The sequence below is a fragment of the Rhodococcus sp. ACPA1 genome (assembly GCF_002300195.1).
Lineage (GTDB): Bacteria > Actinomycetota > Actinomycetes > Mycobacteriales > Mycobacteriaceae > Rhodococcus_F > Rhodococcus_F opacus.
In genome coordinates, this window is the sequence record NZ_NSDX01000003.1 from 901,612 (window position 1) to 915,838 (window position 14,227).

Annotated in this window: 15 protein-coding genes; 9 read left to right on the forward strand and 6 right to left on the reverse strand. The window is 68.4% G+C overall.

Annotated elements, in window-relative coordinates:
- Window positions 1–10 precede the first annotated feature (10 nt).
- From CJ177_RS14710 to CJ177_RS14735, 6 genes are all read left to right on the forward strand, one after another.
- A complete protein-coding gene (locus CJ177_RS14710; RefSeq protein WP_095868005.1) occupies window positions 11–1,213 on the forward strand; it encodes an HpcH/HpaI aldolase/citrate lyase family protein in 1,203 nt (400 codons plus the stop codon).
- Complete coding sequence (locus CJ177_RS14715; RefSeq protein ID WP_005251247.1) at window positions 1,210–2,493, forward strand: phosphoribosyltransferase family protein; 1,284 nt, start codon at window positions 1,210–1,212, stop codon at window positions 2,491–2,493. The genes CJ177_RS14710 and CJ177_RS14715 overlap by 4 nt, the downstream gene beginning before the upstream one ends.
- Window positions 2,490–3,599 carry a cysteine protease StiP family protein gene (locus tag CJ177_RS14720; RefSeq protein WP_095868006.1) on the forward strand — a complete coding sequence of 370 codons (1,110 nt, stop codon included), beginning with the start codon at window positions 2,490–2,492 and terminating at the stop codon, window positions 3,597–3,599. Before CJ177_RS14715 ends, CJ177_RS14720 begins: the two co-directional genes overlap by 4 nt.
- Window positions 3,596–4,474 carry an HAD family hydrolase gene (locus CJ177_RS14725; protein ID WP_095868007.1) on the forward strand — a complete coding sequence of 293 codons (879 nt, stop codon included), beginning with the start codon at window positions 3,596–3,598 and terminating at the stop codon, window positions 4,472–4,474. The genes CJ177_RS14720 and CJ177_RS14725 overlap by 4 nt, the downstream gene beginning before the upstream one ends.
- Window positions 4,475–4,536: 62 nt before the next feature.
- Window positions 4,537–5,781 (forward strand): TerD family protein, encoded by a 1,245-nt coding sequence (locus CJ177_RS14730; protein ID WP_061698539.1) that lies wholly within the window; start codon window positions 4,537–4,539, stop codon window positions 5,779–5,781.
- 8 nt (window positions 5,782–5,789) lie between these two features.
- Window positions 5,790–7,358 carry a TerD family protein gene (locus CJ177_RS14735; RefSeq protein ID WP_005251252.1) on the forward strand — a complete coding sequence of 523 codons (1,569 nt, stop codon included), beginning with the start codon at window positions 5,790–5,792 and terminating at the stop codon, window positions 7,356–7,358.
- A gap of 21 nt (window positions 7,359–7,379) precedes the next feature.
- Here CJ177_RS14735 and CJ177_RS14740 read toward each other — a convergent pair whose 3' ends face one another.
- The 4 genes from CJ177_RS14740 to CJ177_RS14755 all read right to left on the reverse strand — a co-directional run bounded on the left by CJ177_RS14740 (window position 7,380) and on the right by CJ177_RS14755 (window position 10,778).
- A complete protein-coding gene (locus CJ177_RS14740; protein ID WP_061698537.1) occupies window positions 7,380–8,786 on the reverse strand; it encodes an AarF/ABC1/UbiB kinase family protein in 1,407 nt (468 codons plus the stop codon).
- A gap of 117 nt (window positions 8,787–8,903) precedes the next feature.
- Entirely contained in the window at window positions 8,904–9,758 is an 855-nt protein-coding gene (locus CJ177_RS14745; RefSeq protein ID WP_005251255.1) for an LLM class F420-dependent oxidoreductase, read from the reverse strand.
- A 56-nt stretch (window positions 9,759–9,814) separates the two neighbouring features.
- On the reverse strand, window positions 9,815–10,381 hold the full coding sequence (locus CJ177_RS14750) for a hypothetical protein (RefSeq protein ID WP_005251256.1): 567 nt from the start codon (window positions 10,379–10,381) through the stop codon (window positions 9,815–9,817).
- A 76-nt stretch (window positions 10,382–10,457) separates the two neighbouring features.
- Window positions 10,458–10,778: a GYD domain-containing protein gene (locus CJ177_RS14755; protein WP_005251258.1), complete on the reverse strand. Its 321-nt coding sequence runs from the start codon at window positions 10,776–10,778 to the stop codon at window positions 10,458–10,460.
- 83 nt (window positions 10,779–10,861) lie between these two features.
- Between CJ177_RS14755 and CJ177_RS14760 the strand changes: the two genes are divergently transcribed.
- Together CJ177_RS14760 and CJ177_RS14765 are read left to right on the forward strand one after the other, a co-directional pair.
- Entirely contained in the window at window positions 10,862–11,677 is an 816-nt protein-coding gene (locus tag CJ177_RS14760) for a DUF72 domain-containing protein (protein WP_095868008.1), read from the forward strand.
- 62 nt (window positions 11,678–11,739) lie between these two features.
- A complete protein-coding gene (locus CJ177_RS14765; protein WP_095868230.1) occupies window positions 11,740–12,213 on the forward strand; it encodes a hypothetical protein in 474 nt (157 codons plus the stop codon).
- A 5-nt stretch (window positions 12,214–12,218) separates the two neighbouring features.
- Here the strand turns inward: CJ177_RS14765 and CJ177_RS14770 are convergent, their stop codons facing one another.
- Entirely contained in the window at window positions 12,219–12,536 is a 318-nt protein-coding gene (locus CJ177_RS14770) for a helix-turn-helix transcriptional regulator (RefSeq protein WP_005251263.1), read from the reverse strand.
- 90 nt (window positions 12,537–12,626) lie between these two features.
- Between CJ177_RS14770 and CJ177_RS14775 the strand changes: the two genes are divergently transcribed.
- Window positions 12,627–13,682: an SDR family oxidoreductase gene (locus tag CJ177_RS14775; RefSeq protein ID WP_373560048.1), complete on the forward strand. Its 1,056-nt coding sequence runs from the start codon at window positions 12,627–12,629 to the stop codon at window positions 13,680–13,682.
- Window positions 13,683–13,691: 9 nt separating this feature from the next.
- Here CJ177_RS14775 and CJ177_RS14780 read toward each other — a convergent pair whose 3' ends face one another.
- Complete coding sequence (locus CJ177_RS14780) at window positions 13,692–14,216, reverse strand: MarR family winged helix-turn-helix transcriptional regulator (RefSeq protein WP_037182531.1); 525 nt, start codon at window positions 14,214–14,216, stop codon at window positions 13,692–13,694.
- Window positions 14,217–14,227: the final 11 nt, after the last annotated feature.

The window sequence follows — 14,227 nt, forward strand, 5'->3', positions numbered from 1 at the left end:
CGGGGGGACGATGAGCATTAGCGAAGAGATGATGCCGGCTGCGGTAAAGCATGTTCGGCACTTCCACCACCTCGATCCCGAGACGCACGGCCGGCTGTTCCTGCACGCTCCGCAGGCGCTCGGGCCGGACGAGGATCGGACGGTGCTGGCCGTCGCGCTGGGCGCGACGCTGTACGTGCCTGCGACGAGGTCCGACCTCGCGGACACCGTCTTTCGCCGGTCCGGTGACGGTGTCTGCTCGATGGTCCTGGACCTCGAGGACGCGGTGGCCGACGACCAGGTGGAGGCGGCGCTGCTCAACGCCGTCGACGCGCTCGATCGGCTCGCGGTCCACGGTGGTGCGCGGATGCAGTTGTTCGTCCGGGTGCGGGCCGCCGAGGACCTTCGGCGGATCGCCGATCTGCTGACCACGGGCGTCGAGGTGTTGTCCGGATTCGTGATTCCGAAGTTCGGCAGTGCGACGGGGCGTGCGTTCCTCGACGAGCTGGCCGCGGCATCGGAGCGGCTCGGCAAGCACCTGTATGCGATGCCGGTGCTCGAATCGCCCGCACTGGTGCACCGCGAGACTCGCGACGACGAACTCGCGAAGATCGGCGCACTGCTCGTCGAACACCGCGAGCGGATCCTCGCGGTCCGCATCGGCGCTACCGACATGTGTGCCACGTTCGGCATCCGCCGCGACCGCGACCTGACGATCTACGACGTGCGGGTGGTCGCGGACGCGATTGCCGGCATCGTCAACTTCCTGGGCCGCGCCGACGACACCGGACACGTCATCACCGGTCCCGTGTGGGAGTACTTCGCCGACCACGAGCGAATGTTCCGGCCGACCCTGCGCGCCACGCCGTTCGAGGAGCACAACGAGGTGCGGTTCCGTCAGCAGCTGGTCAGCCGGGATCTGGACGGCCTGCTGCGGGAGATCGCCCTCGACCGCGCCAACGGCATCCAGGGCAAGACCGTCATCCACCCGACGCACGTCGCGGCCGTGCACGCCCTGTCCGCGGTCACGCATGAGGAGTACCACGATGCGCTCGACATTCTCGGCGCCGAGAGCGTCGGCGGCGTCCAGGCGTCGGGGTATCGCAACAAGATGAACGAAATGCGCCCGCACCGCAGCTGGGCCGAGAAGACACTCGTCCGGGCGAAGGTGTTCGGCGTGACAAACGAGGGAATCACGTTCGTGGATCTACTGACCGCACTGGCCGTCCGATGAGCTCACCCACCGCCGTGCGCGCGGTGCCCTGGGCCACGGAACATCTGGGGCTGACGCTCGCCCACGTGGGTTCGGACACGGGGCTGACCATCCCCGAACTCGTCGAGCCCGGCCTGCGGCGCAACCCGCGACGTGCCCACCTGCTCGTCTCGACGGTCCTCGGCAAGCACGTGCCCACCGACCCGGCTGCCGTGATCGGCGCAGGCGACCGCCTCGGCGATCTGGTCGCCGACGTCCTCGGCCCCGATGCAGATCCCGACGTGCTCGGATTCGCCGAAACCGCAACAGGTCTGGGGCATTGCGTCGCGGCCCGGCTGCGCGCCCGGTGTTACCTGCACTCCACGCGCCGGGACGTCCCCGAGATCGGGACGTCCGCCGGGTTCGAGGAGGGGCACTCGCACGCGACCAGTCACCAGCTACAGCCGACGTCCGTCGAGTTGTTCACGGGCGATCGCCCTCTCGTCCTCGTGGACGACGAGATCTCCACCGGCGCCACCGCGGTCGACGCGATCCGCGCGTTGCACCGGCAGAACCCCCGCAGCCGTTACGTCGTGGCGTCGCTCGTCGACATGCGCGAGCAGGGCCACCGGGACGCTGTCGACGCCGCCGCCGCCGAACTGGGGGTGCGGATCGACAGCGTGAGTCTGGCGGTGGGACGCACCGAGCTTCCCGACGGACTGATCGACTCGGTCGGTGCCCTCCCTGATCCCGTGCTCAACCCCGTCGGTGAGCGAACCGGGACCGTCGAGCGCGCCGACATATCGTGGCCCGCAACAGTTCCGGAGGGCGGGCGTCACGGGTTCCTGCAGGAAGACGCCGAGGAGTTCGATGCGGCCGTCGCGTCGGCGGCCGCGGTGCTCCGTGACCGGCTCGACCCGCAGGGCCCGGTGATCGTCGTCGGACACGAGGAGCTGATGTACCTCCCTCTGCGAATCGCGGACGCGCTCGCCACGTCCGGTGTCCGGGTTCGTTTCCAGACGACCACGCGGTCGCCCGCCTACGTGCTCGACCAGCCGGGATACCCGCTGCGCCGCGGATTCCGCTTCACGGCGCCCGAGATCGGGGAAGAACAGCCGCGTTTCGTCTACAACGCGCAATGGCCGGACGAGGACGCCGTCGTGGTCGCGGTGATCGACGCCGCGGCCGACACCGACCGGCTCACGGAAGCCGGCGGACTCCTCGACGTCCTCACCGCGTCGGGGACGGATGTGCTGCTGGCCGTCGTGTCCGGCGCCGACCCGCGGTCGCTGCGCGCCGCCCGTGCGGGAGCGTCGACGTGACGGCGCCGCTGACCGGCCCGGGGTTCGGTTCGTACGCCGCCGACGAGGTGGGCTGGCTGCTCAAAGACCTGTCGCACGTCGACCTCGAAGCCGATGTCGCCGAGCGGGAGCGCCGCATCCAGTCGGGTGAAGCCCACTACGCGGAGACGCTGCCCATCGAATACCAGCCCGACGCGGAGTACCGCGAGCTGTTCGAGAAGGTGCTGCAGGACAGCTCCATCCGGCTGGCGCGTGCCGTGGGGACGGTCACCGACCTCGTGCTGGCCGAGCGCGGCCGCGACGTCACCCTCGTGTCCCTGGCGCGGGCGGGAACCCCGGTGGGTGTGCTCATGCGCCGCTGGGCGCGCGACGTGCACGGGTTGACGCTGCCGCACTACGCCGTCTCCATCGTCCGGGACCGGGGGATCGACGCCGTCGCGCTCGACTACCTTGCGCAGCATCACGACCCGGCGAAGGTGGTGTTCGTCGACGGCTGGACGGGCAAGGGTGCCATCGCCCGCGAGTTGTCGCAGGCACTGGTCGAGTACCGCGAAGCCGGGGGCGCCGAGTTCGACGACGACCTCGCCGTCCTCGCCGATCCCGGGCATTGCGTTCGCACGTTCGGCACCCGCGACGACTTCCTGATCGCCTCGGCGTGCCTGAACTCGACCGTGTCGGGCCTGGTGTCGCGGACCGTCCTCAACGACACGCTGATCGGCCCCGGCGACTTCCACGGCGCCAAGTTCTACGCGCATCTGGCGGGCGAGGACGTGTCCAATCACCTCCTGGATTCCGTCAGCGCGTCCTTCGGGGATGTGCGTGAGCACGTTCCCGGCGACGTCGAGGACTTGCTGCGGTCGGACCGCACCCCGACCTGGGACGGCTGGAAGTCCGTCGAGGCGGTTCGGGAGCAGTACGGAATCTCGAGTGTGAACTTCGTGAAGCCCGGCGTCGGCGAAACCACCCGGGTGCTGCTGCGCCGGGTGCCGTGGCGGGTGCTCGTCCGCGACCTCGACGCCCCGGAGCACGCGCACATCCGGTTGCTCGCCGCCGCGCGTTCGGTCCCTGTCGAAGAGGTTCCCGGCCTGGCCTATTCGTGCATGGGTCTGATCAAGGATGTGACATGACCGCGCTGATCGCGACCGACCTCGACCGGACCATGATCTACTCGCGCGGGGCCATGGAACTCGCCGTCACCGAGAGCGACGTTGCCGAGCGGCCCGGCGACGAGGACCTGCTGTGCGTCGAGGTGTACGACGGCAAGCCGCTGTCCTACGTCACGTCGGCCGCCGAGGCCATGCTGCGGCGGCTCACCGCGTCTGCCGTGGTCGTGCCCACCACCACGCGCACCGTCGCCCAGTTCCAGCGCATCGACCTGCCGGGGGCGCCGTGGCGGTACGCGATCACGACCAACGGCGGCAACATCCTCGTCGACGGGGTGCCCGATGCGGGCTGGCGGTCGGGTGTCGACATCGCGATGGCCGGCCGTGGAGCCTCGCTGGTGGAGGTCGGCGCCGAGCTGAGCCGCCGCATCGACGACGGCTGGGTGCGTTCGTCCCGGGTGGCCGACGAGTTGTTCTCGTACCTGGTCGTGGACCTCGATGCGATGCCGGCGGGCTTCGTCGAGGAGTGGAACGACTGGTGCGTGGATCGGGGATGGGGTGTGTCCCGGCAGGGCCGCAAGATCTACACGATGCCCGACGCGGTGTGCAAGAGCCGTGCGGTCGCGGAGGTCCGTTCGAGGCTCGTCGACGACGGAGTGCTCGCGCCGGAAGCGCCCGTGCTGGCGGCCGGGGACGGGGCCCTCGACGCGAACATGCTCAGTGCGGCCGACGCCGCCATCCGCCCCCGGCACGGCGAACTCGAAACCATCGACTGGCAGCATCCGACCCTGTCGGTCACCGGAAGCAGCGGTATCGCCGCTGGTGAGGAGATCCTGCGCTGGTTCGCGGACCGTGTCGCGCGGGGTGCGGGGACGACGGCCGTCGGCTCTCTTTTGTAGGTTGTAGGCAAACAGACCAAACGGGACAAACCCGACGCTCCCACAGTGAAGGAATCACCGCAGTGTCCACTCCGCTAGCCAAGGGTCAGAACGGCCCGCTGAGCGTCGACGACGTCATCGTCTCCCTCGAACTGACGGCCGCCGCCGACCTGTCCGCGCTGCTCGTCACGGACTCGGGGAAGGTCCGCTCGGACGCCGACTTCGTCTTCTTCAACCAGCCGGCCGGTCCCGGCGTGCAACTCGTCCCCGGAGCCACCGGACAGGCAGCCTCGTTGAAGGTGTCTCTCGGCGCGGTGCCTGCCGACATCGCCCAGGTGCGCGCGGTCATCACCCTCGACGACGCCACCAGTAACTTCGGCCGCTCCGCGCCGCCGACCGCCCGGGTGTCCGACGGTGCCGGAAACTCGCTGTACGAGTACAAGATCGAGGGACTGAACTCCGAGTCGATCGTCATCGCGCTCGAGCTGTACCGACGCCAGGGTGTCTGGAAGGTGCGGGCCGTCGGGCAGGGCTACGCCGGCGGGTTCGCCGCACTCGTCACCGATCACGGCGTGTCCGTCGACGACGCTCCCGCACCCGCCGCCGCTCCCGTCCAGCAGCCGCCCGCTCCCGCACCGGCACCGGCACCGCAAGCCGCCTACCCGCCGCCGGCCGCACCGGTTGCGCCCCCGGCTCCCGCTGCACCCCCCGCGCCCGCTGCTCCGGCCGAGGTCAGTCTCACCAAGTCGCGACCGGTCAGCCTCTCCAAGGGCCAGAAGGTCACGCTCCGCAAGGACGGTGGCGTCGCACTGACGTACATCCAGATGGGACTCGGCTGGGACCCGATCGAGAAGCGCGGCATGTTCGGGAACCGTTCCGCCAACGTCGACCTCGACGCGTCGGCGGTCCTGTTCGCGGACGACAACATGGTCGACGTCGCCTACTACGGGCAGCTGACGTCGAAGGACGGGTCGATCCGGCATCAGGGCGACAACCTCACCGGTGAGGGCGCCGGCGACGACGAGGTGATCCTCGTGGATCTCACCCGCATTCCGCCGCACGTCTCGACCATCGTGTTCATCGTGACGTCGTACCGCGGGCACACGTTCGAGCAGGTGAAGAACGCCTTCTGCCGCCTGGTGGACACCACGTCGTCGGCCGAACTCGCCCGGTTCACGCTGCAGGGCGGGATGCCGTTCACGGGAATGGTGATGGCCAAGGTGTACCGGGTGGGCGGCGAGTGGAAGCTGCAGGCCATCGGTGAGGGCATTCAGGCCAAGCACGCCGGGGAGGCCGCGCCTCAACTGGCCCGCTTCCTCGGCGTCTAGGGGCGGCGATGACGGTCCACCTCGTTCCGGGGCAGAACGCCCCGCTGCCGTCGCGCGAACTGCGTTTCCGTGCGGTCGATGCGACGCCGATCGACGTCTCCGCGTTGATCGTCGACGGTGATCTGCGCACGCTGTCCGCGGACCATTTCGTGTTCTACAACCAGCGCCGCGCCGCCGGTGTGGAACTCGACGCGGACGGAACGGTCCGGCTGCAGCTGGACGAGGTGGACGCCGCTGCGGCGGCCGTGCTGTGCGTGGTCAGTGTCGATCCGGCATCCCCGAACGGTCCGGCGACGCTGGCCCGCGAGGGGCTGACGGCCACGCTCGCCGACGAAAATGGTGTTCCCCTGGTCGTTTTCGACATCCCGCTGGTCGGTTCCGAGGCGGCCGCGATCTGCCTCGAGATCTACCGCCGCGGCACCGGGTGGAAGGTGCGGGCCGTCGGGCAGGGATACGACGGCGGCCTCGCCGAACTCGTCACCCGGCACGGCGTCGAGGTGGACGAACCCGCGCACCCTGTCGCCGAGGAGGTTCCGGCGACACCCGGTCCTGCGGGCATCCCGCTCGACCCGGCGCACTCGTTCGAGAGGGCGTGGATGATCTTCGAGGACGCGGCCCGGTCCGCGGCCTCCTTCCGATCCTCCCGCGACTACGCGCAGGCGCGGCTGGACGACGAACTGTCCGAGTCGGTGGCCGACCCGTCCACACGCAACAGTCCGGCGGTCGTGCAATCGCAGGCCAGGGCGCAGGAGCGGTGCGACGCCCTCGTCGCCGAGGCGCAGCGCAAATTCGACGGCGAGACTGCGCAATTGGCCGACGAACTCCGCGCCATCGACCCGCTGCTGCCGCGGTCGCTGGCCACCTTCGAGTCCGCCGCGTGGACGAGCCCGGTCACCGGCAGCGCCGTGACGGACGGGCTGAGGCTCGGCGAGTTGTCCGCACCCGACCTCGGTGAGTTGCGGGTCCCGTTCTGCGTTCATTACCCGTTGGGGCGTCCGCTCTGGATCGTCGGCGATCCGGCCGAGGCCGCACCGGTGGTCGCGGCGCTGGCGGCGCGCATGCTGGTGGCGTCACCTGCGGCGGCACAGCGGTTGGAGGTCGTCGACCTCAGCGGCTCGCTGCGCACGTTCACCGAACCCCTCGGTGCACTGCTGGCTTCGCCCGTCGTGACCTCGGCCTCCGACGTCACCGCCCGGCTCACCACGCTGTCCGAGAGCGTCGACCTCGCAGAAATGGCGGCCCGCAGCGGAATCCGAGACGCCGTACCGGAGCCGCGACTGGTGATCCTGGGCGATTTCCCGCACGGATACGGCACCGAGGACGCCGCCCGCATCGTGCACCTCGCCGATCACGGCCCCGCGGTCGGGACGTCGCTGATCATCGTCGGCGACAGCGCCTCCGCCGATTCGGATCCAGGCGTCGCGGTGCTCGAACGCATCGCGCAGCAGGTTCCCACATCGGGGGTCCTCACCGTCTCCGACCCGTGGACCGGCAACGACTGGATCCTGACACCCGACCGGCTCCCGGACCACCCCCTCCACCGAGCCTCGGTGCTGGATTCACTGACCGGGCAATAATTCCCTCGCCGCGAGCTCGCGTCACTCGTCGGGCAGTTCGACCCCGAGTTCGAGGGCCTTCGCGGCGACGGCGTCCGGGAAGACGTTGCGGAACAGGAACAGGTCTTGCCCGATCACCCAGCCGGGTGCGAGTTCCGTGGCGTAGCGCTCGAAGTAGCCGAGTTGCTTCCCGAACAGGACGAGCTCCTCGGGGCTGGCGACGCCCCATTTCTTGCCGATGCCGATGAGCGCCATGATGAGTTCGCTGAGCCGCAGTTCGCCGAGGTCCCGGCCCAGCAGGGGTGCGAGCGCGGCGGCCACCTGGAGTCCGATCTCGTCGTCGGTGGCGTCGTTGTCCGTGGCATATCCGAGGCTCCGGATTCCGCGGGCCATGCGGGAGAAGTCGCCGTCGATCAGCGTCGCGTAGAACATGTCGCGCAGGATCTGCCGCCACGACTCGGGGAGCTCACCGACGATGCCGAAGTCGAGCATCGCGATGCGTCCGTCGTCGAGGACCCACAGGTTGCCCGCGTGCACGTCGCCGTGGAACGGGCCGTGGAGGATGACGGACTCGATCCACACCTTGACGCCCCGGCGGATCAGCATGCGGGTGTCCATGTGGACGAGGTCGGGGAACCGGTCGAGCGGCAGCCCGTACATGCGTTCCATGCAGATGACGTGCGGACCGCAGTAGTCCCAGTACACCTCGGGGGTGGTGACGCCCTTGTTGTCGCCGAACGCCCCGATGTTCGTCCTGAACCGCGCCTGGCGGTCGGCCTCCACAGCACTGTTGAGTTCGGTCATCGTGGCCGCGTGGAGGTCACGGATGATGGCGGTGGCGTTGGCGATGCGAAAGAACTCGAACAGTTTCTCGAGGATCCGCGCACCCCAGTATGCGGTGCGCAGGTCCACCACCATGCGGCGGAAGATGTCGGGGCGTTGGACCTTGATGACGGCTTCCCTGCCGTCGGGGAGAACGCAGCCGTGCACCTGCGCGACGGATGCGGCGGCGAGGGGGACGTCGTCGAACGAGGCGAACAGTGCGTCGACGGGATGCCCCAGGTCGGCTTCGATCACCCGGCGGGCGTCCTCGGCGGGCACCGGCGGCACGTCGTCGAGACATCGCAGACAGGCGTTGGCCAACGGTGCGGGAAACACACCGGAGGACGACGCCATCAGCTGCCCGACCTTGACGAACGTCGGACCCAGCACCTCGAATCCGTTGACCAGGCCTTCCGACGCCGCGTCCGCAAGGGTGCGGCCACGACGTCGGACAGGCCAGGTGACCAGCGCCGACAAGGTGTACGCGACGACGACCAGGCCGATGACCAGCGCCCGCCACAACTCCGCGGCGCGGAAATGATCGAGGCTCGCGGAGTGCACGGTCAGGGCTGCAGGTGGCGGCCCCGAAGCGTACGGGCCGACCGGACGTGCCGTTGGCTCTTGCACAGTTCCTACCTTGCGTTCAGTGCTGCCTGCCGTTCAGAAGGGGACCATACCCCGACCGTTTCGGCGAACCCCTTTCAGTATGCGGTACCCGCCATCACACCATTTCGTTAGCGGAACTCAGAGTCCCAGCGCGCCTGCGAGCTCCCGCAGGGCAGGCACCGGATCGTCGCCCGCGGGGAGTACCTGGATGGCCACGTGATCGGCGCCCGCGTCCAGATGTTCCCGGAGGCGGCCGGCGACGTACTGGGTGTCGCCGTGGGCGGCGAGCGCGTCGATCAGGTCGTCGCTGCCGCCGTTCTCGATCTGCTCGTCGGTGTACCCGAGCCGTTTCAGGTTGTTGACATAATTGCGCAGGTGCAGGTACGGATTCTCGACGGCCGAACGTCCGATGGGGCGGGCGCGCTCCGGATCGGTGTCCAGCACGACCTTCTGCTCCGGCGCGATCACCGGACCCGGGCCCAGCAGCTCACGCGCTTCACGGGTGTGCTGCGGAGTGGTCAGGTACGGATGGGCGCCGGCGGCGCGGGCTGCGGACAATTCCAGAACCTTCGGACCGAGTGCGGCGAGGACGCGTCGTCCGGCCGGGACACCGGCAGCATCGAGGGCGTCGAGATACTCCACGAGCGCGGCGTACGGCTTGCTGTAGTTCAGTCCGGGCTGTTCGGGATGGCCGACACCGATGCCGAGGAGGAAGCGCCCCGGATGACGGGCTTCGAGCCGGTGGAACGAGGTCGCGATCTCGTCGGCGGGGGCGGTCCAGATGTTCACGATTCCGGTCGCGACCGTGATGGTGGATGTCGCGTCGAGCAGGCGTTCGGCGACGTCGAGGTCGGCAGGCGGGGAGCCGCCGATCCAGATCGCGCCGTAGCCTGCCGATTCGATCGCCGCACCCACCTCGGGGGCCAATCCGCCGGCGTGACGCCAGACGCCGAACTGTCCGAGCTGCGGGGTTTCTGCTGTGGTCTCCGTCATGTGGGGTGAAACCTTCTCTCATGGTCATTCATTCCGGTGTTCTCGCGTACGTGGTCTCAGGCCTGATGCAGCCAGGAGCGGAACAGGAGCGCGCCCGCGGCGGCGACCACGAGCGCGACGGGAACGGCCCACACCGGACCACCGTCGCCGAGTAGACGCCGAGTGAGTCCGGCCAGCAGAGAGGCGATGGCCTTCAGGATCCACACGGCGACCGGCACGAGCAGGAGTCCGAGGACGAGATGCACCAGCCAGGCGCCGGCGAGCGTCGGACCACCCCAGCTGTACTCGTAGGAACCGTCGGTGATCAGCCCGTAGAACAGGCCCCGGAACGCGGCGATCACGCTGAGGAACGCGAAAAACCAGGCCACCATCCCGACCAGCAGCGACAGCACCGAGTGCGCGAGAACTCTCGGCCACGACGGCGAACGCACGTCGATCCGCTCCGACGCGCTCGAGTCGGCGGCAGCGAGTTGCCACCGCCCGGCCCAGCGGTGCCGTCCGGTCACCGCGGCGCCGAGCGAGACGAGGCCTGCGGGAAACGCCCTCAGCGCGAACAGGGAACGGCGAGCGGACTCGGTGGTGAACGGGTTCACCGATGTGGAGTTGGCCTGGTCAGTTGGCATGGCTCGACGCTATCGACCGACTCCGCCGCCGCACATCATCCTGCAGAACGATATTCGCTACCGCAGGGGGAGTCGATCAGCTGCCGGGCGCCCGGTACTCGGCGTCCCGGCGCACCGCGTCGTCCACCTGCTCCGGCGTCAGCAGCGCCACCGATTCGGACCGCGCCGCACCGGAGGCGGTGGTGCGGATGCCGAGCGCGGCGGCCGCGACGTCGTCCGGCACGTCACCGATCACGAACAGATCCCGGCCACCCAGTGCGAAGTAGCAGGATTCGACTGTGCCCCCGACGCTTTCGACCATCTGTGTGATCGCGTCGCGTCGTGCGGTGCCGCCTTCGGCGAGTAATCCCTTCGCGCCTTCGGGTGAGTACGTGACCTGCCAGAGATATCTCGGCATCAGTGCCTCCTCGATTGTGGGGTCCTCTCATGGTTCTCCCGGGACGGGCCACATGCAATAGGTTCCGGCGCTAGGGTCGTGAGATGGCTGAGGCCCGCGTAGGTATCTCCGGCTGGACGTATCCCGGTTGGCGCGGCGACTTCTACCCGGAAGGCCTGGCGCATCGCAAGGAGTTGACCTATGCCGCGGGGCGATTGACGTCCATCGAGATCAACGGGTCCTTCTATTCGTTGCAGCGGCCGACGAGCTATGCCAAGTGGCGTGAGGAAACACCGGGGAGTTTCGTGTTCGCCGTCAAGGGCGGGCGCTACATCACGCACATGAAGAGGCTGGTCGGCGCGGAGACGGCACTGGCGAACTTCTTCGCATCCGGGGTGCTCGCGTTGGGCCCCAAGCTCGGACCGCTGCTGTGGCAACTGCCCCCGACACTCGCGTTCGATTCGACGAGTCTCGCAGCGTTCTTCGACCAGCTGCCGCGCACGACCACCGACGCCGCGGCGCTCGCGTCACGTCACGACGCCAAGCTCACCGACGACAGGGCCTGGACCGAAACGGATGCCGATCGCCCGGTCCGCCACGCGCTCGAGGTCCGGCATCCCAGTTTCGACACGGAGGAGGCGAGGAAGTTGCTCCGCGCGCACGACGTAGCGTTCGTTGTCGCCGACACGGCAGGCCGGTACCCGTACGTGGAGGCAGTGACGAGCGAATTCGTCTACGTCCGGTTGCACGGGGACAAGGAGTTGTATGCCAGCGGCTACACGGACGAGGCGCTGGACGAGTGGGCCCGCAAGCTCGAGCGGTGGATCGGGGAGGGGCTCGACTGTTTCGCCTACTTCGACAACGACATGAAGGGGCACGCGCCGTTCGACGCGCTGCGGCTGATCGAGCGGCTGCGTTGACTGTCGGAGCCTCGTGGCACAGTGAGCTTCGGTTCGACGAAGACGAGAAGAGGATCTACCGGATGTGGCCCACTCATTGGCCTGCTGTCGCGCGTGACATCGCCGAAGCACTGGATGCCGCCATCGTCGCGGCGCGTGCGTCGGACGCGGCGGCGCTGGCCGAGGCGACGGAGGAACTGGCGGCCCTGCCCGCGGAACAGGTCGGTGCGGTGCTGGCGGGGGTGGTCCGGGAACTGCTCGAGACGCTGCACCCGGACGGGCTGACGGGTGAGGATGTGCAGGACGTTCTCACCCGCTGCGCGCGGGCGGCGGCACTCTGGTTTCCGGTAGTCGACGTCGATTCGCTGGTCACCGTGCTGACCGGTGCACTCGGCGTGGCCGACGTCGAGGAGAACCCGCGCAGACCGGAGCGTGCCGTGGAGGCCGCGATCCTGGTGATCGCCGATCTGCTGAGTGCGGCGGAGGTTCCCGCCGACGGTTACGTCCGCCGGGCGCTCGACGAGATCGCGCGCGCCGAAACCGTCGAGATGCCCTGATTCGTTCAGAGTTCGGTGCGGATGTGATCGGCCAGCCGGGCGATCCGGTCCTCGTTGCGGCGGTAGTGAGTCCACTGGCCGATCCGATGGCTGGTGACCAGTCCGGCGCTCTGTAGCGCGGCCATGTACTGCGAGGCCGTCGACTGGGAGACCTCGGCCCTCGCCTGAATGTGCTTCAGGCACACGCCCACCTCGTCGGCGGGTTCGAGCTGCGGGGGAAAGCTGTCGGGGTCCTTCAGCCACTGCAGGATGCGCACGCGGGTCGGGTTCGACAGCGCCTTGAAGACGAGGGCCAGGTCGGTCGCGTCCGGAAGTTCACTCACAGATCCATCGTACCGCCATATCGCGATTTTCCGATATGTGTGCTTCACTCGTCATATCGCAATTTCGCGATATGACGATAGGGGTGAGTGATGGCGAAGCGCAGAGTGGCAGTGGTCGTCGGTGCGCGCGGGGTGATCGGAGGCAATCTGATCGACCACCTCGAGGCGACCGGGGAATGGGAGATCATCGGACTGTCGCGCCGAGGCGGACCCGACACCGACCGGGTGCGGCACATCGCGGTCGATCTGCTCGACGAGCGCGACGCCGCCGACAAGCTGGGTGAACTGCGCGACGTGACCCACATCTTCTACGCCGCCTACCAGGACCGTCCGTCGTGGGCGGAGCTCGTCGCACCCAACGTCGCGATGCTCGTCAACACGGTGAACGCGCTCGAACCCGTGGCTGCCGCGCTCGAGCACGTCAGCCTGATGCAGGGCTACAAGGTCTATGGCGCCCATCTCGGACCGTTCAAGACGCCGGCGCGCGAGAGCGACCCGCCGCACATGCCGCCCGAGTTCAATGTGGATCAGCAACAGTTCCTGGAAGACCGTCAGCGCGGCAAGCGCTGGACGTGGTCTGCGATCCGCCCCTCGGTCGTGTGCGGATTCGCCCTCGGCAACCCGATGAATCTCGCACTGGTGATTGCCGTCTACGCCACGATGTCGAAGGAACTCGGAGTGCCGCTGCGGTTTCCGGGTAAGCCCGGCGCGTACACGAGTCTGATCGAGATGACCGACGCCGGACTGCTGGCGGAGGCGACCGTCTGGGCCGCGACCACGCCCGAGTGTGCCAACCAGGCGTTGAACATCAACAACGGGGATCTGTTCCGCTGGGACGAGATGCTGCCGAAGATCGCGGATTTCTTCGACCTGGACGTAGCACCGCCGCTGCCGATGTCGATGGACGTCGTCATGGCCGACAAGGAGTCGGTGTGGGACCGCCTCGTCGCGAAGCACGGGCTGGAGCCCACGCCGTACTCGGACGTCTCGTCGTGGGCGTTCGGCGACTTCGTCTTCGGCTGGGACTACGACGTCATCGCCGACGGTTCCAAGGCGCGCCGGCTGGGTTTCCACCGGCACGTCGAGACCGAGCAGATGTTCCTCGACATCTTCCGCGACCTTCGAGCCCGGAAGATCATTCCCTGAGGGAGGGAACTACCGGCGAATCCCGGATTCGACGTTGGCGGCGATCCGCCGGAGCAGCCCGGCCAGGACGGCGCATTCGTCCTCGTCGAGTCCGGCGAGGAATTGCCGGTCCCGTTCGACACGCTGCGGGAACTCGGTGTCGACGAGTTTCCGCCCGGACTCGGTCAGATGAAGCAATACGACGCGCCCGTCGCGTTCGAACGGTAACCGTTCCACGAGTCCCAGCCGGGCCAGGCGGTCGACGTGTTTGGTGGTGGATGCGCCGCTGAGCATCGTCACGGCGGTGACCTCGCTGGCTCGCAGTGGCCGATCGCTGCGGGCGAGTACGCACAGGACGTCGAACTCGGCGCGCGAGACCCCGCTCGCGTCCAGGGCGCGGTCGAGTTGCTGCAGGGCCTGGGATCCGATCCGGGTGATGCGACCCATCACTTCGATCGGTGACGTGTCCACTTCGGGATGGGTCTCGGCCCATTCGCGTCGAACGCGATCGGTGAAATCCTCATCCGGACGTGGGGCAGTGCTCATGAAAACCATCGTAGCGACCA